Origin of the sequence: Aeromicrobium fastidiosum (genome assembly GCF_017876595.1) — a bacterium.
Lineage (GTDB): Bacteria > Actinomycetota > Actinomycetes > Propionibacteriales > Nocardioidaceae > Aeromicrobium > Aeromicrobium fastidiosum.
In genome coordinates, this window is sequence record NZ_JAGIOG010000001.1 from 235,830 (window position 1) to 260,776 (window position 24,947).

A 24,947-nucleotide genomic window follows, 5' to 3' on the forward strand; every position below is an offset into this window, starting at 1 on the left:
AGAGCTGCTGGCTCCCCGGGTAGGAGTCGAACCTACGTCGCTTGTCCGCATTCAAAGTGCGGCGGGCCCTGCCGGCAGACCAACCGGGGAACGTCGATCCCGCGTCGGCGGACCGACCCGGGACAACCCGGTCAGCGTACCGGAGTCAGCGGCTCCGGCGGGCGACGGCGAAGACCCGGGCGAACGGCATGACGGTCCCCCACGTCCTGGCCGGGTAGGCCGCGCGCAGCGCTGCGCCGTACTCGGCGACGAAGTCTGCGCGCAGCCCCTCGGGCAGGGCGGCAAGGACGGGACGGGCCCCCGTCCCCGAGATCCAGTCGAGCACGGGATCGTCGCCGTGCAGCACGTGGAGGTAGCTCGTCTCCCACACGTCGGCCTGCCAGCCGGCGCGCACGAACAGGTCGAGATACGTCTCGGGTGACGTGCCGCGGTCGTCGTGCAGCCCCTCGGTCAGCTCACGGTAGGCCGGCCTCGAGGCGATCTCGGACAGGAGCCGGTGGCTGGGCCCCGAGTAGTTGTTCGGCGTCTGCAACGCGAACGTGCCACCCGGCGCGACGTGCCCGCTGAGCCGCTCGATGACGGCGAGCTGATCGGGCACCCACTGGAACAGGGCGTTGGAGACGATCAGGTCGACCGGTGCCTGCGGCACCCAGGTCGCGACGTCCGCCAGCTCGTACGACGCCCGGTCGTCGGCGTTGTCGGCGGTGGCGCGGTCGATCATCTCGGGTGACGAGTCGACGCCCAGCACGGTGGCGTCGGGCCAACGGGACCGCAGGACGGCCGTCAGGTGGCCCGGGCCGCAGCCGAGGTCGACGATCGTGCGCGGCTCACCGTCGACGCGGGCGACGAGATCGACGAACGGGCGCGAGCGCTCGTCGGCGTATCTCAGGTATCGGTTCGGGTCCCAGGTCGTCATGGTCCGACGGTACGTCCGGCATATCTTGATGTCAAGATACTTGACGTCGTGACATCGACATGCGCTCCCACTGACCCGCCAAGGCCATGAGCCGCGCGTCGTCGTCGCGGCGGGCGACGAGCTGGATCGCGAGCGGCAGCCCGTCGTCGGTCGACCCGGACGGCATCGAGACGGCCGGGACACCGGCGTGGTTCCACTGCGCCGTGTACGGGTAGAACGCGCCCATCGCGAGCACCGTCGACAGACCGCCCCGCCCCTTCCAGTGCCCGACGGGGATCGCGGGACCGCTCATGACGGGCGTCAGCAGCACGTCGACGTCCAGGGCGTCGTGCACCGACCCACCCCACGTCACACCTTGGCGTCGCGACCATGCGACGGCCCGCCGCCCGAAGGGACGGCCCAGCCGGGCGATCGACCGCGTCCTCGCCTCGACCGCCTGCGGGTCGTCGAGGTCGGCGGCGTCCTGCGCGATGCCGCCGAGGTAGCGCACGGTCAGGGCCTTGGCCGCGACGGGATAGGGGATGTCGACCTCGGTCACGGCGTGGCCCGCGTCCCGCAGCAGCGTCGCGGCGCGCTCGACCTGATGCCGCACCCGCGGGTCGAGGGGTGCGGCGGTGGTCGCTGCCGCTGCGCTGAACGAGACGCCGATCCGCACCGGGGCCGGGTCGGCGGACGCCGCCTCGACGAGCGAGGTCGCGAACGCGCCGAACGCGTCGAGGAACACGGCGCTGTCGACGACGCGCGCGGCGAGGCCGCCCTGCGTCGACAGGTCGTGCCATCCGCCCGAGCTCGGCATCGTGCCCTGGGTCGGCTTGAAGCCCACCAACCCGCAGCACGCGGCCGGGATGCGGATCGAGCCCGCTCCGTCGGACGCTGTCGCGAAGCTGACGGCTCCCGCGGCCACCAGGGCTGCCGACCCGCCCGACGACCCGCCGGGCGTGCGGCCCAGATCGTGGGGGTTGCGGGTGATGCCGGTCAGCTCGGACTCCGTGAACCCCGTGATGGCCAGCTCCGGCATGGTCGTCTTGGCCACCACGACCATGCCGGCGGCGCGCATCGCGGCGACGAGGTCGGAGTCGGCGACCGCCACCGTCGTCGCTCCACGGCTGCCCTGCCCGGTCACGCGACCGCGGACGTCCAGGTCGTCCTTGACCGCGACGGGGACGCCGAGCAGCGGGCCCTCCTCCCCCGCCGCACGCCGACTATCGGCGTCGTCGGCGGCCTCGAGCGCCTCATCGGCCAAGACCGCGACGGTCGCGTTGATCGTGGGCTCCACCGCGGCGATCGCGGCCAGGGTGGCCTCCGTGAGTCGACGCGACGTCAGCTCGCCGGCGCGCATCAGCTCGGCGAGGCGGGTGGGACCGGCAGCGACCAGAGCCGCATCATCGAGGGACACGTCAACACGCTACCGCCGGGCTCCGGGCACCGGAAGCGGTATCGCGGGCAACCCACAGGTCGCTCTCAGGCGCGCGGTCGGGCTCGTGCCTACGCTCGGGACATGAACTCCTTCTCACCCCGGCGGGCCGGAGCGCTCGCCGCCCTCGGCGTCGTCGCAGCCCTCGCTCTCGCGGCCTGCTCCTCGACCGGTGACGACCCGGCCGCCTCGTCGCAGCAGTCCGCGACGACCCCCACGACGCCGTCACCGGCACCCACCACCGCCGACACCACGGCCCCGCCGGCGAGCCCGAGCCCCGCCGCCGGCCCGCCCACCTGCCGTGCGGCCGACCTCACGGTCCGCTACGCCGATGACGCGGGTGGCGGCGCGGCCGGCAGCACGTACGGCGACCTCGTGCTCACCAATGCGTCCGGCAGCCCGTGCGCCATGACGGGCTGGCCCGGCGTCTCGTACGTCGGCGGCGGCGACGGCCCCCAGCTCGGGGCCGCCGCCGACCGCACCGGCACGGCCGACGTCATCGTGCTGGGGGCCGGGCAGCGGGCGGAGGCGCAGCTGAGAGAGGTCCGGGCGGGCGACATCGGCGGCACGTGCTCGCCCGTGGAAGCTGACGGCCTGCGCATCTACCCGCCCAACTCGACGACGGCGGTGTTCGTGAAGCACCCCGCGGAGGCGTGCCGATCCGGTTCCGCTCACCTGCTCAGCGTCGGTCCTGTCCGCGCCGGGTGATCCCCGACTAGGACGTGAACGACTCCGAGCCGAGCACTTTCTCGCCGTCGGCGATGGCCTGGACGATGCGGCCCGCGACCGCGTCCGGGTCGAGACCGGCCTTCATGCGCGGCGCCGTGCCTGCCAGCGGACGATCGGCCAGTCCCGTCTCGGTGTGTGGCGGACGCACGTCGACGAGCCTGATCTTGCGCCGACGCAGCTCAGTCGCGACAGCCGTGCCGAACGCCGTGAGCCCGGCCTTGCTGGCGCTGTAGGCGGCCATCCCCGGCATCGGCCGCTCCGCCACCACGGCGCTGACCTGGACGACGAAGCCGCCCTCGACGACATGCGGCGTCACAGCTCGCACGACCCTGATCGGCCCGATCAGGTTCAGCAGGAGCAGGTCGTCCAGCACGTCGTCCTCGAGGTCGACCACGTCACCGAAGGCCACGACGCCCGCCGCCAGCACGACTCCCGTCAGAGCCCCGCCGTCGGCCGCAGCGGCGACGATCTCGTCGGGGCTTCCCGGCAGGCGGAGGTCGGCTGCCGTGGTGCCCAGCACGGAGGGTCCCAGCTCGTCGGCCAGCGCGGCCAGGCGCTCGCCGGATCGGGCGGACAGCCACACATCCGCACCGGCAGCCACGAGCCGCCGGGTGATCGGGGCACCGAGGCCTCCGGTCGCACCGAGGACGAGCACGCGGGCACCACTCAGATCGGTCATGCCCCCATCGTCGGACCGATCGGCCCGCGCTGCACGGCACCGACGATCTGATCAAGAATCTCGACGTCAAGAATCTTGACGAGCATTGGTAGTCTGGAGACATGGAGGACGACGTCGACCGGCTCATCGCGGCATGGCAGCGCGAGCGCCCCGACATGGACGTGGCACCGATGCACGTGCTCAGCCGCATCTCGCGGCTCGCCCTGCACCTCGACCGGGCCCGCAAGGAGGCCTTCGCCGGCCACGGTCTCGAGCCCTCCGAGTTCGACGTCCTGTCGGCCCTGCGCCGCTCCGGGGAGCCCTACCAGCTCTCGCCCGGCCAGCTCGTGCAGGAGACCCTCGTGACCAGCGGCACCATGACCAACCGGGTCGACCGGCTCGTCACGAAGGGCCTCGTCGAGCGCCTCCCCGATCCCGCCGACCGCCGGGGGGTCCAGGTACGACTGACGCCGTCGGGCCGCGCTGCCGTCGACGGAGCGCTCGACGCACTGATCTCCCGCGAGCGCGATCTGCTGGCCGGTCTGGAACCCGCGAGCGCCGACGGCCTCGCCGCCGCCCTGCGCACGCTGTCGCAGCCCTTCGACCATCAGGGCGCGCGGGCTCGGCCCACGGTCGGGGCCTAGACTCCTTCGGTGGCTCACCTCCTAGGCGTGGAACAGATCGCGCTCGACTTCCCGACCAAGACCGTCTTCAACTCGGTGACGATCGGCATCGACGAGGGCGACCGCATCGGCATCGTCGGCCGCAACGGTGACGGCAAGTCGACCCTGCTGCGCATCTTCTCCGGCACGCTGCAGCCCGACTCCGGGCGGGTCACGACCCGCGGCGGCGTCACGATCGGGATGCTCGACCAGACCGACACCCTCGACCAGGCCGGCACGGTCGGACGTGCGATCGTCGGCGACCTCGAGGACTACGAGTGGGCCGGCGACGCCAAGATCCGCGACGTCATCGCTGGCCTCGTCGCCGACATCCCGTGGGACGCCACCGTCGGGACGCTCTCCGGCGGGCAACGCCGACGTGTCGCCCTGGCCCGGCTGCTGGTCGGTGACGACGACGTCCTGTTCCTCGACGAGCCCACCAACCACCTCGACGTCGAGGGCATCACGTGGCTCGCCGGCCACCTCAAGAAGCGCTGGTCGGCCAGCGCCGGCGGCCTGCTGGTCGTGACCCACGACCGCTGGTTCCTCGACGAGGTCTGCACCGCCACGTGGGAGGTGCACGACGGCATCGTCGAGCCCTTCGAGGGCGGCTACGCCGCCTACATCCTGCAGCGCGTCGAGCGAGACCGGCACGCCTCGGCCACGGAGTCCAAGCGCCAGAACCTCATGCGCAAGGAGCTCGCCTGGCTCCGCCGCGGCGCCCCCGCTCGCACGTCCAAGCCCAAGTTCCGCATCGACGCGGCCAACGAGCTGATCGCCGACGAGCCGCCCGCGCGCGACCCCATCCAGCTCAAGCAGATGGCCACCTCGCGCCTCGGCAAGGACGTCGTCGACATCCTCGACGTCTCGGTGTCGTACCCGTCGTCGATCGATGGCGAGCCCGACAAGCAGGTGCTCAAGAACGTCGAGTGGCGCGTGGGGCCCGGCGAGCGCACCGGCATCCTCGGTGCCAACGGTGCCGGCAAGTCGACCCTGCTCGGCCTCGTGACCGGCAAGGTCGAGGCGACCAGCGGCCGGGTCAAGAAGGGCAAGACCGTCAAGGTCGTCACCCTGACCCAGGAGCTCGACGAGCTCAAGGACGTCGGCGACGACCGGGTCAGCGACGTCGTGGGCCGCCAGCGCACCGCCTATGTCTCCGGCGGCAAGGAGATGACGCCGTCGCAGCTGCTCGAGCGGCTGGGGTTCTCCAGCGCCCAGATGTCGACGCCCGTCCGCGACCTGTCGGGTGGCCAGAAGCGTCGCCTGCAGCTGTTGCTGATCCTGCTCGACGAGCCCAACGTCCTGGTGCTCGACGAGCCGACCAACGACCTCGACACCGACATGCTGGCCGCGATGGAGGACCTCCTCGACTCGTGGCCCGGCACGCTCCTGGTCGTCTCGCACGACCGCTACCTGCTCGAGCGCATCACCGACCAGCAGTACGCGATCCTCGACGGACACTTCCGCCACCTGCCCGGCGGCGTCGACCAGTACCTGCGGCTGCGCGCCGAGCAGGACTCCCCCGCCGCGACCAACCCCTCGACGGCAGGTCACGTCAAGGTGTCCCGGCTGTCGAGCGCCGAGGAGCGGACGGCCCGCAAGGAGGTCGGATCGATCGACCGCAAGATCCAGAAGGCGACCGAACGCATCGACGCGCTGCACGTCGAGCTGTCCGAGCACGATCCCTCCGACGTCCCGGGGCTGCTGTCCCGCTCGACCGAGGTCAAGGAGCTCGAGCAGAAGGTCGCGGGGCTCGAGGAGCGCTGGCTCGAGCTCACCGACCTGCTCGAGGGCTGACCCCTCCGGGGTGGACCGACGATGAGGGTTTTCGGTAGCTGGCGCTGCACGTAACCCTCGTCGTCGGTCCTCCTCCACAGGGCGGGCGGGAGCCGGCGACGTCCACAGCCGGCACCGACCGGATGGACGTCGCCCCGCCGCGCGGACGAGCGTCGACCCATGAAGACCGTGTTCCGCACCGCCGAGGTGCTGGCCCTCCACGGACGTGGTGCCGTCCGCCATGCGATCGCCTGCGGCCGGTGGCAGTCGCCGCACCGCGGGGTGGTCGTCGTCCACAGCGGTCCGCTCTCACCGGCCGAGCACGAGCTGGTCGCGCTGGCGATCTGTGCACCCGCCTCGGCGCTGGGCGGCCTGAGCGCGCTGCGCCACGACAAGCTGGTGGGATTCGCGCCCGAGACCACGGTCGTCGTACTCCCCGAAGGGGCCGACCGGCCGGACGGGGTGCCGTTCACGACGCACTGGAGCACCGATCTCGGCTCCGCCGACGTCCACCCGAACCGCGAGCCGCGGCGCACGCGTCCCGCCCGCAGCCTCATCGACGCCGCCAGCTGGTGCGGCAGCGACCGGTACGCCCGCACGATCGTGCTCGCCGGCCTGCAACAGGGTCTGGTCAACGTCGCCGGGATGCACGAGGCGCTCGACCGCCGGGGCATGTGCCACCGTCGCGGGCTGATCCGCGAGTCCGTCCTCGACGCGGGAGGGGGCATCCAGTCCCTGCCGGAGCGGAACTTCGACGACATCCGGATCCGAGCCGGGCTGCCGATGCCGACCCGGCAGCGCCGTGTCAAGGGCACCGACGGCCGGTACCACCTCGACGTCTCGTGGGACGACCTGGACCTGGCCGTCGAGGTGCATGGCACCCAGCACCAAGAGGTCGGCCAGTGGGATGCCGACATCGTCCGGGGCAACGAGATCGTGATCGCCGGTCGGCGCCTCCTGATCTTCACGTCCTATGCGATCCGGCACCACCCCGATCTGGTCGTCCGGCAGCTCCGACACATGTTCAGCTCGCTCGGGTGGCGCGCGGCGTGACCGACGATGAGCGTTTCGGGTAGCTGGAGCAACCCCGAACCCTCATCCTCGGTCGTCCCCCGGACACGCTCAGGTCAGACGCGCACCGGGCACCGGGCCGCGTGACTGCACGACATCGGCGCATCCCGAGGCGCTGCTCAGCGCGAAGGCGATGTCGAGGCTGTGCTCGGCGTCCGACGCCAGGAACAACGCCGTCGGGCCCGACCCCGACAGGATCGCCCCGAGCGCTCCCGCCTCGATGCCGATGCTCAGGGTGTCGCTCAGCTCGGGCCGCAACGACAGGGCGGCCTCGGTGAGGTCGTTCGAGAGCGCGCTGCCGAGGGCCTCGGCGTCCCCCGCCCTCAACGCGGCGAGGAGGGCGTCCGGCACGACCGGATCGGGCACCGGCCTGCCCGCGTTGATGCGGTCGAACTCCGCGAAGACGGCCTTGGTCGAGAGGCCGTCGTGCGCCATCGCGAAGACCCAGTGGTACGAGCCGCGGGCCAGCACGGGACTGACCGTCTCGCCTCGGCCCCCGCCGATCGCGTTGCCGCCGTGGAGCAAAAACGGCACGTCGCTGCCGAGCCTCGCCGCCAGCACCTCGAGCGCCTGCCGGCTGAGCCCCGTGCCCCAGACCTCGTTGCACGCCACGAGTGATGCTGCGGCATCGGCCGACCCCCCGGCCATCCCTCCTGCCACCGGGATGACCTTGCGGATCGCCAGGTCGACGCCCTGCGTCGATCCGGTCCGCTCACGCAGGAGCCTGGCCGCCCGCACCGCGAGGTTGTCGTCATCCTCCGGCACAATCGCGACCTCCGACCGCGCGTCGACGTCGGAGTGCACCGTCACGGTGATCTGCTCGTCGTCGCGCACCGTCGCACGCACCTCGTCGTGCAGGTCGACCGCCTGATAGACCGTCGCAAGAGGGTGGTATCCGTCGCCCCGTACCGGTCCGACGCCCAGGCAGAGATTGATCTTGGCGGGGACCCGGACGTTGGCTGAACTCACTGACCCAACCTAGGGCACGACCGCAGTAACGGCATGGGGCACCTCCACGTCTCCGGACGCGCGAAAGACCGGTCGTACCGCATCTAGGTGCGGGACGACCGGTCGGATTGGTGTGTAAATGCAGCGAGGCCGCCCCAACTGTGGGGCGGCCTCGCACTAATGATTGTCCGGCGACGTCCTACTCTCCCACACCGTCTCCAGTGCAGTACCATCGGCGCTGAGAGGCTTGACTTCCGGGTTCGGAATGTAGCCGGGTATTTCCCTCTCGCCATGGTCGCCGTAACTCTATGGAGATATATAGACCCTCACCCCCATCTGAGAGCTCCGATGAGCTCCCAGAGTGACTGGAGATGGGGTAACCGATACATATCTCGGGAACCTCACAGTGGACGCGGTGGTGCAAACTTTGTAAGAAACAAGCCCTCGGCCTATTAGTACCGGTCAGCTCCACACATTACTGTGCTTCTACTTCCGGCCTATCAACCCAGTGGTCTGCTGGGGGCCTTACCTGGTAAACCAGTGGGAAACCTCATCTTGAAACACGCTTCCCGCTTAGATGCTTTCAGCGGTTATCGCTTCCGAACGTAGCTAACCAGCAGTGCTCTTGGCAGAACAACTGGCACACCAGAGGTTCGTCCATCCCGGTCCTCTCGTACTAGGGACAGATTTTCTCAAGTTTCCTACGCGCGCGGCGGATAGGGACCGAACTGTCTCACGACGTTCTAAACCCAGCTCGCGTGCCGCTTTAATGGGCGAACAGCCCAACCCTTGGGACCTGCTACGGCCCCAGGATGCGACGAGCCGACATCGAGGTGCCAAACCATCCCGTCGATATGGACTCTTGGGGAAGATCAGCCTGTTATCCCCGGGGTACCTTTTATCCGTTGAGCGACGCCGCTTCCACTTGCCAGCGCCGGATCACTAGTTCCGACTTTCGTCCCTGCTCGAGCTGTCACTCTCACAGTCAAGCTCCCTTGTGCACTTACACTCGAAACCTGATTGCCAACCAGGCTGAGGGAACCTTTGAGCGCCTCCGTTACATTTTAGGAGGCAACCGCCCCAGTTAAACTACCCATCAGGCACTGTCCCTGATCCAGATAATGGACCTAGGTTAGATATCTAGTACAGCCAGAGTGGTATTTCAACGATGACTCCACACTCACTGGCGTGAATGCTTCACAGTCTCCCACCTATCCTACACAAACTGAACCAAACACCAATACCAAACTATAGTAAAGGTCCCGGGGTCTTTCCGTCCTGCCGCGCGTAACGAGCATCTTTACTCGTAATGCAATTTCGCCGAGTCCATGGTTGAGACAGCGCCCAAGTCGTTACTCCATTCGTGCAGGTCGGAACTTACCCGACAAGGAATTTCGCTACCTTAGGATGGTTATAGTTACCACCGCCGTTTACTGGGGCTTAAGTTCTGTGCTTCGCTTGCGCTGACACGTCCCCTTAACCTTCCAGCACCGGGCAGGAGTCAGTCCGTATACGGCGTCTTTCGACTTAGCACGGACCTGTGTTTTTAGTAAACAGTCGCTTGGGCCTGGTCTCTGCGGCCGTCAACGCTTCGCACAGCAAGTGTGCTCACGAATCGGGCCCCCCTTCTCCCGAAGTTACGGGGGCATTTTGCCGAGTTCCTTAACCATGGTTCACTCGATCACCTTAGTATTCTCTACCTGACCACCTGAGTCGGTTTGGGGTACGGGCGGCTCTAGATCTCGCTAGATGCTTTTCTCGGCAGCATAGGATCACTCACTTCGACTAAAACGTCTCCCCATCAGATCTCAGGCTATGTGAATGACGGATTTGCCTATCATTCGCCCTACATCCTTAGCCCGGGACAACCATCGCCCGGGATGAGCTACCTTCCTGCGTCACACCATTGCTTGCCTACTACCAGATCGGGTCGTGCGCAGCACCAGCATCGCTCCGAAGAGTCCCGCTAGCTTTGGGCACTTAGCATTTCTGGGTTCAGCATGGGCGATCTAATGCCGGTACGGGAATATCAGCCCGTTGTCCATCGACTACGCCTGTCGGCCTCGCCTTAGGTCCCGACTTACCCAGGGAAGATTAGCTTGACCCTGGAACCCTTGGTCATTCGGTGGAGGAGTTTCTCACTCCTCATTCGCTACTCATGCCTGCATTCTCACTCGTGTAGCCTCCACGGCTGGATCACTCCGCCGCTTCGCTGGCCACACGACGCTCCCCTACCGATCCACACACCTGGACCACGAAGGCCTGGTTATTGTGTAAATCCCATAGCTTCGGTGGATAACTTGAGCCCCGCTAAATTGTCGGCGCGGAATTACTTGACCAGTGAGCTATTACGCACTCTTTCAAGGGTGGCTGCTTCTAAGCCAACCTCCTGGTTGTCTGGGCGACTCCACATCCTTTTCCACTTAGTTATCGCTTTGGGACCTTAGCTGATGGTCTGGGCTGTTTCCCTCTCGACAATGGAGCTTATCCCCCACTGTCTCACTGCTGCGCTCTCACTTATCGGCATTCGGAGTTTGGCTGAGTTCAGTAAGCTTGTAGGCCCCCTAGCCCATCCAGTGCTCTACCTCCGACAAGAAACACGCAACGCTGCACCTAAATGCATTTCGGGGAGAACCAGCTATCACGGAGTTTGATTGGCCTTTCACCCCTATCCACAGCTCATCCCCCCAGTTTTTAACCTAGGTGGGTTCGGTCCTCCACGCGGTCTTACCCGCGCTTCAACCTGGCCATGGATAGATCACTCCGCTTCGGGTCTAGATCCTGCAACTATGGTCGCCCTATTCGGACTCGCTTTCGCTACGGCTACGGCTCGACGCCTTAACCTCGCTACAGAACGCTAACTCGCAGGCTCATTCTTCAAAAGGCACGCTGTCACACATCACAAGGATGAGCTCCAACGGATTGTATGCACATGGTTTCAGGTACTATTTCACTCCCCTCCCGGGGTACTTTTCACCTTTCCCTCACGGTACTAGTCCGCTATCGGTCATCGAGGAGTATTTAGGCTTAACGGGTGGTCCCGCTAGATTCACACCGAATTTCAGGGGTTCGGTGTTACTTGGGATGACACAAAAGAGCCATGAGCTTACGTGTACGGGGCTATCACCCTCTACGGCGCGACTTTCCAGTCGGCTTTCACTTCACTCATGGTTTATGACTCTTTGCCTGGACGGCAGTCCAGACCATGTGGTCCCACAACACCGCACTGACAACGCCTGCCGGCTATCACATCAATACGGTTTAGCCTGATCCGGTTTCGCTCGCCACTACTACCGGAATCACTTTTGTTTTCTCTTCCTGTGGGTACTGAGATGTTTCACTTCCCCACGTTCCCTCCAAACGCCCTATGTGTTCAGGCGCAGGTACCTAGACTTTACTCCAGGTGGGTTTCCCCATTCGGACATCCCCGGATCACAGGTCGGTTGTCACCTTCCCGGGGCTTTTCGCAGACTCCAACGTCCTTCATCGGCTCTCGATGCCAAGGCATCCACCATGTGCACTTAGTAGCTTGTTGTTACTACAAAGATGCTCGCGTCCACTGTGAAGTTCTCAAAATACGATCGGTCCCGCACAACACCCCCACGCCTACCAAGAACTCCTCAAGAGGAGAACCTGACGGTTCGTAAGAATATGCGGTCCGAGGAAACCAACTCTGACGAGCTGATCCCTCAGGACCCAACAGTGTGCCTGATTCAATGAACACGTCCCAACAACTTTCCTGCCTCCCAAAGGAGGTGTACTCATCACTGATGGCATCCATCAAGCCAAATAATCGACAATCCACTAGTGAGCTGAGACCGCATCCACACGAACGGTGAATAAACGACTCATGGACAACCACCACGATGGGCAGCTGCCAGATGCTCCTTAGAAAGGAGGTGATCCAGCCGCACCTTCCGGTACGGCTACCTTGTTACGACTTCGTCCCAATCGCCAGCCCCACCTTCGACAGCTCCCTCCGTAAACGGTTGGGCCACTGGCTTCGGGTGTTGCCGACTTTCATGACGTGACGGGCGGTGTGTACAAGGCCCGGGAACGTATTCACCGCAGCGTTGCTGATCTGCGATTACTAGCGACTCCGACTTCATGGGGTCGAGTTGCAGACCCCAATCCGAACTGAGACCGGCTTTTTGGGATTCGCTCCACCTTACGGTTTCGCAGCCCTTTGTACCGGCCATTGTAGCATGCTTGAAGCCCTGGACATAAGGGGCATGAAGACTTGACGTCATCCCCACCTTCCTCCGAGTTGACCCCGGCAGTCTCCTATGAGTCCCCACCATAACGTGCTGGCAACATAGAACGAGGGTTGCGCTCGTTGCGGGACTTAACCCAACATCTCACGACACGAGCTGACGACAGCCATGCACCACCTGTATACCGACCACAAGGGGGGCCACATCTCTGCAGCTTTCCGGCATATGTCAAACCCAGGTAAGGTTCTTCGCGTTGCATCGAATTAATCAGCATGCTCCGCCGCTTGTGCGGGCCCCCGTCAATTCCTTTGAGTTTTAGCCTTGCGGCCGTACTCCCCAGGCGGGGCGCTTAATGCGTTAGCTGCGGCACGGAAACCGTGGAAGGTCCCCACACCTAGCGCCCAACGTTTACGGCATGGACTACCAGGGTATCTAATCCTGTTCGCTCCCCATGCTTTCGCTCCTCAGCGTCAGGTAATTCCCAGAGAACCGCCTTCGCCACCGGTGTTCCTCCTGATATCTGCGCATTCCACCGCTACACCAGGAATTCCGTTCTCCCCTGAATACCTCTAGTCTGCCCGTATCGGAAGCACGCTCAGGGTTGAGCCCTGAGTTTTCACTCCCGACGCGACAAACCGCCTACGAGCCCTTTACGCCCAATAATTCCGGACAACGCTCGGACCCTACGTATTACCGCGGCTGCTGGCACGTAGTTGGCCGGTCCTTCTTCTGCAGGTACCGTCACTCTCGCTTCGTCCCTGCTGAAAGAGGTTTACAACCCGAAGGCCTTCATCCCTCACGCGGCGTTGCTGGATCAGGCTTTCGCCCATTGTCCAATATTCCCCACTGCTGCCTCCCGTAGGAGTCTGGGCCGTGTCTCAGTCCCAGTGTGGCCGGTCACCCTCTCAGGCCGGCTACCCGTCAATGCCTTGGTGAGCCATTACCTCACCAACAAGCTGATAGGCCGCGAGCTCATCCTTCTCCGCCGGAGCTTTCCAACCCCCAACATGCGAAAGGGGTTCATATTCGGCATTAGCCATCGTTTCCAATGGTTATTCCAAAGAGAAGGGCAGATTGCTCACGTGTTACTCACCCGTTCGCCGCTCGTGTACCCCGAAGGGCCTTACCGCTCGACTTGCATGTGTTAAGCACGCCGCCAGCGTTCGTCCTGAGCCAGGATCAAACTCTCCATTGAAAGCCACAAAAGCGTGACTCAAACTTCAGTTCAACCTAACCAAACATTCGCTGGCAAAATAAATTTTGCCGGAATTAATACCATCAAAACAACCAACAACCCCAAAAGGGCCATCAGCCAGTCTCGACGGGGATACATCTAATTAATCTCGTCGATTTTTGGCACACTGTTGAGTTCTCAAGGATCAGACGCACACCAAACCCCCAATCAAAAGACCAGGACCTCAGGGCAACTCGTCCAACTTACACGGCTCGTTTTCACCGGTCAAACCGGGTCGGTCACCATGCACAGCGCGTGAGTCTTGGTCCGTCTCCGGGCACTCGCGCGCCCTGCCGTCAACCACTTCTACGCTCTGGTCAGAAGCCCTGCTTCAGCGCCGTTTCCGGCCCGTTCCGCTGTGCTGTCCAACAAGAAGAACACTACCGGGCCCCTCCCGAGAACTCCAAATCGGGGTACCCCTGTTGTTCATCTCGGGTGAGCATTTGCCGTCATTGCAGGGTGCGCGACGACGCGGTTGCTAGATGAACGCGGCCAGACGCGCGAACTGGTGCACCGTCAGCGACTCGCCACGGGCCTGCGGGGAGATGCCCGCCGCGGTCAGCGCGGCCTCGGCAGCGGCTCCCGATCCAGCGAGCGTCGCAAGAGCCGCACGCATCGTCTTGCGTCGTTGGGCGAAGGCAGCGTCGGCGATCGCGAAGGTCCTGAGCCGCAGCTGCTCGTCGCCCAGGGGTTCGTGCCGCACCCAGCTGACGAGCGAGGACTCGACGTTGGGCATGGGCCAGAAGACGTTGCGCCCGACGGACCCGGCCAGCTTCATGTCGGCGTACCAGGCCGCCTTGACACTGGGGATGCCGTAGGTCTTGGAGCCCGGGCCGGCCGCGAGACGGTGCGCGACCTCGGCCTGCACCATCACGAGACCCGTGCTGATCGAGTCGAAGCGCTCGAAGAAGGTCAGCAGCACGGGCACCGAGACGTTGTAGGGCAAATTGGCGACCAGCGCGGTCGGAGCAGGACCCGGCAGGCTGGTGACCTTCATGGCGTCGGCCACCACAAGGTCGAACGAGCCGGCCTGGTCGGGTGCGTGCTCGGCGATCGTGGTCGGCAGCTGCCCCGCGAGCACCTCGTCGATCTCTACGGCGGTCACGTGAGCGGCGACCTCGAGCAGGCCCAGCGTCAGCGACCCCAGCCCGGGGCCGATCTCGACGACGACGTCGTCGGGCGTGATGCCCGACGCCTTGACGATGCGGCGCACGGTGTTGGCGTCGTGCACGAAGTTCTGTCCGCGCTGCTTGGTGGGCCGGATACCGCACGACTCGGCCAAGCGACGGACGTCAGCGGCCCCGAGCAGGCGGGGCGGCGACACGGGGGTCGGTGGTGTCAGTTGAATCGCGCCCCGGCGCAGCCCCACTGGCCCCAGCCCGAGCGGGCCTGGAGGATCTTGGCGTACTTGATCTGCACCTCGCGGCTGTTCTGGTGCGGCAGGCCCGGACCGCCGACGCTCTTCCACGTCGCGGCACTGAACTGCAGCCCGCCGTAGTAGCCGTTGCCGGTGTTGATCGACCAGTTGCCGCCCGACTCGCACTGGGCGATCTTGTCCCACACGCTGTCGGGCGGTGTGCGGCTGGTGCCGCGAGACACGACCTCGGTGACGGGAGGCGTGACGGGATCGGAGGCGACGACGACGCGGTCACGCAGCTTGCCGTCGGCGTACACGAGCGTGACCTGCTCTCGGGCCTTGCCGTTCTTGCCCTCCGTGACGACCTCGGTCTCGCCCATGAGGGCCTCGGGGTCGTCCTTGACCTCGGTGTCGTGCTTGACCTTGACGGTCTCGGTCTTCTCGACCTTCTCGATGCGCACCACCCGCAGCTTCTCGTCAGGCGTGACGTAGGCGTCGACCCCTGGCGCGATCTCGTCGTCGGCGTCGAGGGCCACCCCCGCCTCGTCGAGCACGTCTGCCACGGTAGGTCGCGTGGTCGTGAGGGTCTTGGTCTGGCCATCGGCCACGACGGTGACGTTCTTGGGGGTGCTGACGACCAGCTCCATGCCGTCGCGCGGGACGGCCTTGGCAGCCTTCGCCGAGACGTAGGTGCCGGACGTCGGTGCCACACCCAGCGACGTCAGGGCCTTGCCGACCGTGCGGTCGAACACGACCTTCTGGCTGACGACCCCGTCGACCGTCAGCGTGACGGGCTTGGCGTAGGCCACGTCGATCGTGTCGCCGTCGGAGATCGAGGCCGACGATTCGTGGTTGAGGCGGTCTCCGGCGCGCACCGTCACTCCGTGGTCGTCGAGGACGTCGGCGACCGTGCCGCCGAACGTGCGCACCGTCTGGCTCCTGCCGTCGACGGTGAGCGTGACCGTCTGGCTCAGTGCCCCGTAGGCCGCGGTGCCCCCCGCGAGCACCAGCACGATCGCCAGGTTGAGGGCCAGCAGCGCGGGCGATTTGCGGCGGCGGCGCTTGGCCCGGTGACCGGGAGCGCGGCGGGGTTCGACGCGCACCGTCGAGTCGAGGTGGAGCGGAGTGTTCTCGTGACGCACTGAGTTCCTCGGAAGTCGATGACTGGGCCGATCTTCCACCATAGCCAGCGGCTCCCTTCCGTCAAGTTCTGTGCGCCCAGGGCCCGCCGAAGGCCCTGTCGGTGTTGGCATCGATCGCCCGACACAGCTCGTCGACCGAAACTCCTGCAATACCGGCCATGAATCGCACCGTCAGCGGGATCAGGAACGAGGCGTTCGGCTGACCACGGTGCGGCGACGGTGTGAGGAACGGCGCATCGGTCTCGACCAGAATACGGTCGAGGGGCGTCACGCGGAGCGCTTCGCGCAGGTTCTCTGCGTTCTTGAAGGTCACGGTGCCCGCGAACGACAGGTAGGCACCCCGCTCGACGCACTCGCGCGCGAAGTCCGCATCGCCCGAGAAGCAGTGCATCACGGTGCGGTCGGGGACGCCCTCGTCGTCGAGCACGGCGAGCACGGCGGCGTGCGCGTCTCGGTCGTGGATGACCAGGGTCTTGTCGCGCCGCTTGGCGATGCGGATGTGCTCGCGGAAGGAGGCGTGCTGGGCCTCGCGGCCGTCCGCACCGGTGCGGAAGTAGTCGAGGCCCGTCTCTCCGACGGCTCGCACGTGCTCCCCCGAGCCCGCGAGCCGGTCGATCTCGGCCAGAGCGGCATCGAGCCGGCCGGCATCGGCCAGCAGCGGTGCCTCGTTGGGGTGCAGCGCCACGGCGGCGACGACCGAGTCGTGGGCAGCCGCGGTCTCGACGGCCCAGCGCGAGCCCTCCAGGTCGCAGCCCACCTGCACCACCCGCGTCACCCCGACGGCGGCCGCGCGGTCCAGCGCCTCGTCGACGGGGATCAGCAGTCCCCCCTCGACGTGCTTGCTGTAGGCACGGTGGTCGAGGTGGCAGTGGTTGTCGACGACCGGGGACGGCAGCGCCTCGGGTGCCTCCGGCCACCCCGTCGTGGCTGTGGTCACTCGGCCGCGGTCTCGATGCGCGGGAACAGCGATGCGGGCTTGGTGATGGTCGATCCCGGGTGCAGCTGGCCCCAGGCGGCGACCGCGTCGATGCGCTGGTCGGCCAAGGCTCCCAGCGCCGGCTCGGCCCCCAGGGAGTCCCACAGCACGGCGGACGCCTTGGGCATCACGGGGTTCAGCACGACCGCCAGCACCCGCAGGCCCTCGGCCGTCGTGTTGAGGATCGTCGCCAGCCGCACCGCGGCCGCCTCGTCGGTCGCGGCGTCCTTGGCGACCTTCCACGGCGCCTGGTCGGTGATGTAGCCGTTGAGCTCGTCGACGATGCGCCAGATCGACGCGAGAGCGTCCTGCGGAGCGACCGCCTCGATCGCGGCGTCGGCCGCGGCGACCGCCTCGGCCACGGTGTCGACGACGGTCAGCTCGGCGTCGGAGTGATCGCCTGCTGCGGGCAGGGCACCGTCGAAGTACTTGCCGATCATCGCCGCGACGCGGGAGGCCAGGTTGCCGAAGCCGTTGGCGAGCTCGGCGTGGTAGCGGGCGCCGATGTCCTCCCACGAGATCGAGCCGTCGCTGCCGAACGTCAGGGCACGAGCGAAGTAGTAGCGGTAGGCGTCGGAGCCGAAGGTGTCGACGATCTCGTCGGGGCGGATGCCGTTGGCCTTGGACTTGCTCATCTTCTGGCCGCCGACCAGCAGCCATCCGTGGGCGAAGACCTGGTGCGGGACGGGCTGGCCCGCGGCCATCAGCATCGCGGGCCAGATGACGGCGTGGAAACGTGCGATGTCCTTGCCGACGATGTGGATGTTGGCGGGCCACAGCTGCGCGAAGCGCTCGTCGTCGACGCCGTAGCCGGCCGCCGTGACGTAGTTGAGCAGCGCCTCGATCCAGACGTACATGACGTGCTCGTCGTCCCACGGCACCTGGATGCCCCAGTCGAACGTCGAGCGCGAGATCGACAGGTCGCGCAGCCCCCGGCTGACGAACGAGATGACCTCGTTGCGGGCCGACTCGGGCTGGATGAACGTCGGGTTGGCCTCGTAGAAGTCGAGCAGCTTCTGCTGGTAGTCGCCGAGGCGGAAGAAGTAGTTGTCCTCGCTCATGTACTCGACGCGGCTGCCGTCGAGCTTGCTCACCTTGAAGCCCTCGTCGTCGCCCTCGCCGTCGACGACGTCGTCCTCGCCGACGAACTCCTCGCTGCCGACGCTGTAGTGCCCCTCGAACGAGCCCTTGTAGACGGCGTCGCGCTCGTACAGGGCCTGCCAGAAGGCCTTGGAGCCGTCGATGTGACGCTGGTCGGTCGTGCGGATGTAGTCGTCGTTGGCGATGTCGAGCGTCTCGAGCATCGGTCGCCACTCGTCGTCGACGAGCTTGTCGACCCAGTCCTGGGGCGAGACGCCGTTGAGCTCCGCCTTGCGGAGCACCTTCTGGCCGTGCTCGTCAGTGCCGGTCAGGTACCAGACGCTCTCGCCGCGCTGACGGTGCCAGCGGGTGAGGATGTCGCCCATGACCGTCGTGTAGCCGTGCCCGATGTGGGGGGCGTCGTTGACGTAGAAGATGGGCGTGGTGACGTAGAACGTTTCGGCGGACACGCCCTCAATCGTAGGGGGTGTCCCGGGACCGCCTAGGAGTGCGCGGCGTCGTAGACGTCCTTCTTGCGCGTGCCGGTCTCGCCCGCGACCTGCTCGATCGCGTCCTTACGGCTCAGCCCCTCCGCCTGCCGGGCGGCGACGAGCGCGCGCAGGTCGTCGCGACCGTAGGTGCGCGCCTCGGCGGGTGCACCACCGACCACGATCGTGACCTCGCCGCGCACCCCCTGCTCCTGCGCGGCGGCCCACTCGGCGAGCTCGGTCAGGCCTCCGCGGGCGACCTCTTCGTACGTCTTGGTGAGCTCGCGGCACACCGCGGCCGGACGGTCGCCGCCGAGCACGTCGGCCATCGCGCGCAGCGACGTCTCGGTGCGGTGCGGCGACTCGAAGAACACCATGGTGCGGCGCTCGCGCACGAGCTCGGTGAGCGCCGTCGTGCGCTCCCCCGCCTTGCGGGGCAGGAACCCCTCGAAGCAGAACCGGTCGACGGGCAGGCCGGAAACCGCGAGGGCCGTCAGCACCGCGGACGGCCCGGGGATCGCGGTGACGGCGACATCGGCGGCGATCGCCGCGACCACGAGGCGGTAGCCGGGGTCGGACACGCTGGGCATGCCTGCGTCGGTGACCAGGACGACGGTCAGGCCCTCGGTCAGCATCGCTGCGAGCTCGGGCGTGCGTCGCTCCTCGTTGCCCTCGAAGTACGAGACGACGCGTCCGCCGATCTCGACGCCCAGGTCGGACGCGAGTCGCTTGAGCCGGCGGGTGTCCTCGGCCGCGACGACGTCGGCGGAGACCAGGGCGTCCGCGAGGCGTCCGCTGGCGTCGGCGACCTGTCCGATGGGCGTCGCGGCGAGGATCAGCATGCCGGCCAGTCTGGCACCCGGCCGGCCTCCCGGCCTGGGCGGTGCGTATGCCACGTTCTGGAAGCGAATCTGCGCTCGTACGGTGGCAGATCCACCGCTGAGGCCGGGAGACGCGGGCGATTCAGACGGTGACCGGCTGGAAGAGCGACGCCCATCGGCGGCCGAAGACCGGGGCCGGCCCGTTGTATCCGCGGTGGACCAGCTGATCGTGGAGCGCCAGGACCAACGACCGCGGCCGCGCGAGCCGCTCGTTGGTGACCTGGTGGTAGTCCCAGCCGATCCGGCGGAAGCCGGCATAGCGGTCGATGTCGCGCGCGAACTGCCGGATGTCGAGGGCGTGCTGCCTGCCCTCGTACTCCACCACCAGGCGCCAGAGGCGATAGACCAGATCGCCGATGCCGACCAACGTCCCGGCGGCGTCGCGAACGTCGACGTTGACTTCTGGCCGCGGCAGGCCGGCGAAGACGACGACGGCCCGCGTCTCGGACTCCTTGGTCGACCGCGCCCGTCCGTCGAGGTGAGCCGCCACGACCGTCGCCTGGGCTGCGCCCGACCGCCACGGGAGATTCGGACGAACTCGGCCAGGGGTCGTCCTCATGTGATCGTTGCTCAGCAGCCAGTCGCCGATGATGATCAGGTCGATCATCCGCTCGGTGGCGGCCAGCGCGACGAACGCTGCCTCGGCGCACACGCCCGTCGGGCCGGACGGTGGCATCCGCTTCGTCCGGTGCAGCACGATGCCGTCGACGTCGAGATGGAGATCGCGGGCCACGACGAAGTGCAACGGCTCGAGCCTGCCGTGCTCCATCCCCAGCTCACGCAGTCGGGTCGAGTGCGTCGTCCGTGCGTCCGATGGCAGATTGCGACGCGCAGCGGCGATCTGCTCATCCGGTGGCAGCTCCAGATCAGCGAGGCAGTACACACGCGGATAGACCTGCCTGAAGCGTGCGTGTTCGAGCATCCGCGGCGTGATGCCGGCTCGGCTGGCCTCGTCCAGGCTGAACGTCCGACCGGCGAGATGGTCGGGGACGGGAGTGGGAGTTCGCATGCTCCATCCGAAACGGTGCGAACGCAGGCCGGCCACGGTCCCAGCCGCGGCTGTGGACGTCCGGGGCTGCAACACCGCCTGTGGACCAGGCTCAGGGGTGGATGGACCACCGTCTGAGCCGGCAGCGGCACCTATCCGGTGGCAGATCCACCGCCCCCGCCGGGACAGTGGCTCATGCACACCGGGGGCGGGTGCACCTAGGCTGTTCGGCGTGACGGTCCTGGAACGCATCCCCCACCGCGTCTGGGGGTGGATCGGCCCCCTCGGCATCACGGTGCTGGCATTCGTGCTGCGCGTCTGGAACGTCGGCTACCCCAACGCCTTCGTGTTCGACGAGACGTACTACGCCAAGGACGCCTGGTCGCTGCTGCAGCACGGCTACGTGCAGGACTTCACCGAGACCGCCAACGCCCAGATCGTCAAGGGCGACCTGACCGGCATCATGACCGGCGAGCCGTCGTGGATCGTGCACCCCGACGGCGGCAAGTGGCTCATCGCGCTCGGCGAGCAGGCATTCGGCTTCGACTCCTTCGGGTGGCGCATCTCGGGCGTCGTGATCGGCGCGCTCACGGTGCTGGTGCTGGCCCGCCTGGTGCTGAGGATGACCGGATCGGTCGTGGTGTCGTGCATCGCGGCGCTGCTGCTGACGGTCGACGGCATGCACTTCGTGATGTCCCGTCTGGCGCTGCTCGACATCTTCCTGGCGTTCTGGATCGTGTGCGGCGTGGCCTGCGTCGTGGCCGACCGCGACTGGATCCGCAGTCGCCTCGACCGGTACCGGTTCGTGCGGCCGTGGCAGCTGCTCGCCGGCGTGAGCTTCGGGATGGCCTGCGCCACCAAGTGGAGCGGTGTCTACGCACTCGCAGCGTTCGGCGTGCTCGCCGTCGTGTGGGAGGTCATGGCCCGGCGCAAGGCAGGTCCGAGCCACGGATGGCTGCGCCGCACCCTGACGGTCGGCGTGCCGGCCTTCGGCTCGATCGTCGTCGTGGCCCTGCTCGTCTACCTCGTGACCTGGACCGGGTTCCTGCTGCACCACGAGGTGTACGAGGCCCGCTTCGGGCACGGCTACGGCGACTACTCGGCACCGTGGGGGTCCTACGTCGACCGTCCGACGACGGGCTTCCTGGGCGAGACCCGCGACGCGTTCCGGTCGCTGTGGCACTTCCACGTCATGACCTACGGGTTCCACACCAGCGACCTGAACTCGGCCACGCACCCCTACCAGTCCAATCCGGCCTCGTGGCTCCTGCAGCTGCGCCCGGTCGGGGCGGACGCCCGCTTCGACCTGCCTGCCTCGACCCGGTGCGGACAGGCCGAGGGCAGCACGTGCATCCGCGAGATCCTGATCCTCGGCAACCCCGTCATCTGGTGGAGCGGCGTGCTGGCGCTGGTCGCCGCCTTCCCGCTGTGGCTGCGCACCTGGTCGTGGACGTGGGCCGTCCCGATCGTCGCGGTGCTGGTGAGCTGGCTGCCGTGGTTCCGGTTCGATGACCGTCCGATCTTCTCGTTCTACGCCGTCGCGTTCGTGCCGTTCACGATCGTGGCGATCTGCCTGGTCATCCACTGGCTGCTGGGCCTCGCGACGACTCCCCGGCTCAGGTACGGCATCGGTCTCGCGGTGGGCGCGTTTGTGGTCGCCGCGGTCGTCTCGTTCTGGTTCTTCCACCCCGTCTACACCGACGACCTGATCCCGTACGACTCGTGGCGCGACCGCATGTGGTTGTCGCGCTGGATCTGACCCCGGGGCGACACCGCTCGGCGGAGTGCGGCACCGGCGTTGATAATGGTCGGGCACGTGCTCGGACGACATCGGAGGGGATTGGTCGTGACCACGCACCGCAGACGTCGTCGTGCTGCGCTCACCGCCGTTGCGCTCGGCGCTGCCTGGCTGGGGATGGCCCCGTCGCCGGTCGCTGCTGCCGAGTGCCCGCAGCAGCTGCCTTCGTGCATCGTCGTCTCCGTCGTCTCGACGTCGGGCGGTCAGACCACGGTGCTGACCGAGTACACCGTGTCGCCGGCCGACCTGCAGCCGCTCACCGACGAGGCCCTCAACGCCAAGCCCTACGCGCTGCGCAAGAACCCGGCGTCGAAGGGCGGCAAGGTCGACACGCGCCCCATCGCCCAGGGCCAGCGGGTGACGGTCAACACGCTGCTGAAGACCCTCGACCCGAACCTGCTCGGCACGGCGACCTATCTCGAGACGCCCAATGCCGCTGGCGTCCCGGCGGTGCTCTCACCGGCCGACCTCGCCGATCCTGACGCCCCCGACGACACCGACGGTGACGGCCAGCCCGACACCGTCTACCCCTTCGTCGACCGGCTCGCGCCTGCGGTGTTCGTGACGCCCAGCGGCCGCCTGGGCTACATCCGGCCCCTGCGCGACGCGGATGAGGACACCAACGCGTCCGACTACTTCCAGGTGACCGGGCGGCTCGACCTGACGGTGCACACGACCGGCAGCCTCCTGGCACCGTCCGTCACGTCGAGCAACGGCACCGAGCTCGACCTCGACGGCCGGACGACGTTCTCGGTCACGTTCGCCGAGAAGCCGCGGACGCGGGTCGTCAGCACGACGTGGGACTTCGGCGACGGATCCGTCAAGGGCACCAAGCGCGAGAAGCCGTCCAAGTCGTATGCCGAACGGGGCACCTACGCGGTCGCGGTCGCGGTGCGGACGAGCGACGGGTCGTACGGCCGGTCGGCACCGGTCGAGGTCAAGGTCGCGAAGCCGCCCAAGGCACCGACGAGCGGCTCCGGCGGCGGCGACGGGCTGGGCGGTGGTGGCGGGTTGCCCGCTCCGTACGACCCGTTCGACGGCGGCCTCGACGTGCCCCAAGACGTCCCGGAAGAACTCGCGCCCGACGACGTCCCCGAGGACGTGCCGTCCGCACCCGTCGACGACGGCCTCGAACCGGTCGAGGGATACGTGCTCGCCGGGGCCGAGCTCGTCCCCGGCGGTACCCCCGAGTCGATCCCGGGCACCCAGTCGTCGACGGCTCCCGCCCCGGCCACCCAAGCATCCACCCGTCAGCGCATCGCGACCTGGACAGTGGCCGCACTCGCAGTGCTGCTGCTGGTGGGCGTGGGCGCTGCCAGCGAGAGCCGCTGGCTCCGACACCGACTGCGCCACCTCAGGAGAGCCGCATGAGCGACACGATCTACGACATCATCTTCCGCGTCGCGGAGGTGCTCGAGCTGCCGGTGGTCATCCTGACGCTGCTGGCCCTCGCCACAACCCTGGTCGAGGTGGGTGCCTTCATCGCCGAGCTCGTCAAGCGGCGCGGGCGCACGTTCGCGCAGCTGTCGAAGGCCGGTGCGTCGGCGCGCCGCGCCGTGGACGAGAAGCGGTACGACGAGGCCCGGGCGCTGCTGCAGACCGCCGCGTGGAGCACGCCGGTCGGCAAGGCGTTCACGGTGCTCGTCGACGCCGTCGCCCAGCCCGGAGCCGACACCCGCATCGCCAAGGAGCTCGCCGACTTCGACTTCGGCCGGCAGGCCCGACTCTCCCGCACCCGCCTGCTGGTGCGCCTCGGCCCCGCGCTGGGCCTGATGGGCACGCTGATACCTCTCGCCCCTGCGCTCGACGGCCTGGCCCGCGGCGACGTCGACGCGCTCACCGAGAACCTGCGCCTCGCCTTCAGCATCACGGTGCTGGGCATCCTGATCGGCGTGATCGCCCTGGCACTGTCGCTGTTCCGCGAACGACGGTACGGGCAGGACTTCTCCGATCTCGAGTACGTCGCGGCGATCCTGACCGACGACGGATCGGCAGCCGCGTCGATCGCGGCTCCTGCGCCGGCGTCGTCGACCGCTCCTGCCTCGGCCACCGCTCCCCTGCCGTCCCTGGTGCCACCTGCCCCGCCCACGCCAGCGGGTCCGACACCGGCTCCGGCTCCGAAGGACCCCGGAGGTACCTCGTGATCAAGGTGACGCCGCGTGCGCGCGTGCACCAGGACCGCGCGGGTGACCCGCTCGACGGCCTGGTCAACATGTTCGACATCGGCATCGTGCTGGCGGTCGGGTTCCTCCTCGCGGCGCTGTCGTCGCTGGGCCTGTCGGACGCGGTCAACGAGAACGGCCTGACCAAGCCGACGCTCGACTCGATCCCGCTCAAGCCCGGCCAGACCCTCGAGCCGGTGCCGAGCGAGGGCGTCAAGACGGAGGGCCGGGGCACACCGGTCGGCACGGTCTACCGTCTCGCCGACGGCCGTCTGGTCTACGTGACCGGCGACGGGTCCACGGCTCCCGTCAGCCCCGACGCCGGCTCGTCCGACCCCGACACCGCGCCCGACCAGGACGAGCAGCCCGACGACGTGCCGGACGAGCTGACGCCCGACCTGCAGGGCGAGCTGCCGGCCCCCGACTTTCCGACCACGGCCCCGTAGGACGCAG

Annotated in this window: 18 protein-coding genes, 1 tRNA gene and 3 rRNA genes; 8 read left to right on the top strand and 14 right to left on the bottom strand. The window is 67.3% G+C overall.

All coding sequences use genetic code 11. The features are described 5' to 3' along the window. Positions 1-8: 8 nt before the first annotated feature. From JOF40_RS01180 to JOF40_RS01190, 3 genes are all read right to left on the bottom strand, one after another. Positions 9-90: transfer RNA gene (locus JOF40_RS01180), tRNA-Gln, on the bottom strand. A 55-nt stretch (positions 91-145) separates the two neighbouring features. Beyond that, a complete protein-coding gene (locus tag JOF40_RS01185) occupies positions 146-916 on the bottom strand; it encodes a methyltransferase domain-containing protein (protein WP_129183318.1) in 771 nt (256 codons plus the stop codon). A gap of 31 nt (positions 917-947) precedes the next feature. Then, positions 948-2,312, bottom strand: coding sequence for an amidase (locus tag JOF40_RS01190; protein WP_129183319.1), 1,365 nt, complete (start codon positions 2,310-2,312; stop codon positions 948-950). 102 nt (positions 2,313-2,414) lie between these two features. On the opposite strand from JOF40_RS01190, the gene JOF40_RS01195 reads away from it, so the two are divergent. Further along, complete coding sequence (locus JOF40_RS01195; RefSeq protein ID WP_129183322.1) at positions 2,415-3,038, top strand: DUF4232 domain-containing protein; 624 nt, start codon at positions 2,415-2,417, stop codon at positions 3,036-3,038. 7 nt (positions 3,039-3,045) lie between these two features. Here JOF40_RS01195 and JOF40_RS01200 read toward each other — a convergent pair whose 3' ends face one another. Beyond that, positions 3,046-3,738, bottom strand: a complete 693-nt coding sequence (locus JOF40_RS01200) for an SDR family NAD(P)-dependent oxidoreductase (RefSeq protein WP_129183324.1) — start codon at positions 3,736-3,738, stop codon at positions 3,046-3,048. A gap of 101 nt (positions 3,739-3,839) precedes the next feature. Here JOF40_RS01200 and JOF40_RS01205 point away from each other — a divergent pair, with 101 nt between their 5' ends. The 3 genes from JOF40_RS01205 to JOF40_RS01215 all read left to right on the top strand — a co-directional run bounded on the left by JOF40_RS01205 (position 3,840) and on the right by JOF40_RS01215 (position 7,208). Beyond that, positions 3,840-4,361 (top strand): MarR family winged helix-turn-helix transcriptional regulator, encoded by a 522-nt coding sequence (locus tag JOF40_RS01205; protein ID WP_129183326.1) that lies wholly within the window; start codon positions 3,840-3,842, stop codon positions 4,359-4,361. A gap of 9 nt (positions 4,362-4,370) precedes the next feature. Then, positions 4,371-6,176, top strand: a complete 1,806-nt coding sequence (locus JOF40_RS01210) for an ABC-F family ATP-binding cassette domain-containing protein (protein ID WP_129183328.1) — start codon at positions 4,371-4,373, stop codon at positions 6,174-6,176. A 159-nt stretch (positions 6,177-6,335) separates the two neighbouring features. Continuing rightward, complete coding sequence (locus JOF40_RS01215; protein ID WP_129183330.1) at positions 6,336-7,208, top strand: hypothetical protein; 873 nt, start codon at positions 6,336-6,338, stop codon at positions 7,206-7,208. Positions 7,209-7,277: 69 nt separating this feature from the next. On the opposite strand, the gene JOF40_RS01220 is transcribed toward JOF40_RS01215, so the two are convergent. The 10 genes from JOF40_RS01220 to JOF40_RS01265 all read right to left on the bottom strand — a co-directional run bounded on the left by JOF40_RS01220 (position 7,278) and on the right by JOF40_RS01265 (position 20,555). Further along, a complete protein-coding gene (locus JOF40_RS01220) occupies positions 7,278-8,195 on the bottom strand; it encodes a 4-(cytidine 5'-diphospho)-2-C-methyl-D-erythritol kinase (protein ID WP_129183332.1) in 918 nt (305 codons plus the stop codon). Between the two features lie 165 nt (positions 8,196-8,360). After that, a 5S ribosomal RNA gene (gene rrf, locus JOF40_RS01225) occupies positions 8,361-8,477 on the bottom strand. 129 nt (positions 8,478-8,606) lie between these two features. Next, positions 8,607-11,709, bottom strand: a 23S ribosomal RNA gene (locus JOF40_RS01230). Positions 11,710-12,066: 357 nt separating this feature from the next. Beyond that, positions 12,067-13,583, bottom strand: a 16S ribosomal RNA gene (locus JOF40_RS01235). Together the 16S, 23S and 5S rRNA genes form the textbook arrangement of a ribosomal RNA operon. Before the next feature lie 517 nt (positions 13,584-14,100). Next, positions 14,101-14,946: a 16S rRNA (adenine(1518)-N(6)/adenine(1519)-N(6))-dimethyltransferase RsmA gene (rsmA, locus tag JOF40_RS01240; RefSeq protein ID WP_209674312.1), complete on the bottom strand. Its 846-nt coding sequence runs from the start codon at positions 14,944-14,946 to the stop codon at positions 14,101-14,103. Positions 14,947-14,960: 14 nt separating this feature from the next. Further along, complete coding sequence (locus tag JOF40_RS19860) at positions 14,961-16,121, bottom strand: resuscitation-promoting factor (RefSeq protein ID WP_188111613.1); 1,161 nt, start codon at positions 16,119-16,121, stop codon at positions 14,961-14,963. A gap of 61 nt (positions 16,122-16,182) precedes the next feature. Then, positions 16,183-17,058 carry a TatD family hydrolase gene (locus JOF40_RS01250; RefSeq protein WP_129179361.1) on the bottom strand — a complete coding sequence of 292 codons (876 nt, stop codon included), beginning with the start codon at positions 17,056-17,058 and terminating at the stop codon, positions 16,183-16,185. Further along, the gene (gene metG / locus JOF40_RS01255) at positions 17,055-18,647 is read right to left on the bottom strand and encodes a methionine--tRNA ligase (protein ID WP_129179363.1); all 1,593 of its coding nucleotides are present in this window, start codon (positions 18,645-18,647) and stop codon (positions 17,055-17,057) included. The genes JOF40_RS01250 and metG overlap by 4 nt, the downstream gene beginning before the upstream one ends. A 32-nt stretch (positions 18,648-18,679) precedes the next feature. Then, on the bottom strand, positions 18,680-19,507 hold the full coding sequence (rsmI, locus tag JOF40_RS01260) for a 16S rRNA (cytidine(1402)-2'-O)-methyltransferase (RefSeq protein WP_129179365.1): 828 nt from the start codon (positions 19,505-19,507) through the stop codon (positions 18,680-18,682). 121 nt (positions 19,508-19,628) lie between these two features. Beyond that, positions 19,629-20,555 (bottom strand): putative endonuclease domain-containing protein, encoded by a 927-nt coding sequence (locus JOF40_RS01265; RefSeq protein WP_188111614.1) that lies wholly within the window; start codon positions 20,553-20,555, stop codon positions 19,629-19,631. Between the two features lie 211 nt (positions 20,556-20,766). On the opposite strand from JOF40_RS01265, the gene JOF40_RS01270 reads away from it, so the two are divergent. From JOF40_RS01270 to JOF40_RS01285, 4 genes are all read left to right on the top strand, one after another. Then, positions 20,767-22,293, top strand: coding sequence for a dolichyl-phosphate-mannose--protein mannosyltransferase (locus tag JOF40_RS01270; protein ID WP_188111615.1), 1,527 nt, complete (start codon positions 20,767-20,769; stop codon positions 22,291-22,293). A gap of 87 nt (positions 22,294-22,380) precedes the next feature. Then, entirely contained in the window at positions 22,381-23,703 is a 1,323-nt protein-coding gene (locus JOF40_RS01275) for a PKD domain-containing protein (RefSeq protein WP_129179371.1), read from the top strand. Then, positions 23,700-24,476: a MotA/TolQ/ExbB proton channel family protein gene (locus JOF40_RS01280; protein WP_129179373.1), complete on the top strand. Its 777-nt coding sequence runs from the start codon at positions 23,700-23,702 to the stop codon at positions 24,474-24,476. Before JOF40_RS01275 ends, JOF40_RS01280 begins: the two co-directional genes overlap by 4 nt. Beyond that, positions 24,473-24,940, top strand: coding sequence for a DUF2149 domain-containing protein (locus tag JOF40_RS01285; protein WP_209674314.1), 468 nt, complete (start codon positions 24,473-24,475; stop codon positions 24,938-24,940). Before JOF40_RS01280 ends, JOF40_RS01285 begins: the two co-directional genes overlap by 4 nt. The last annotated feature ends 7 nt before the right edge of the window (positions 24,941-24,947 follow it).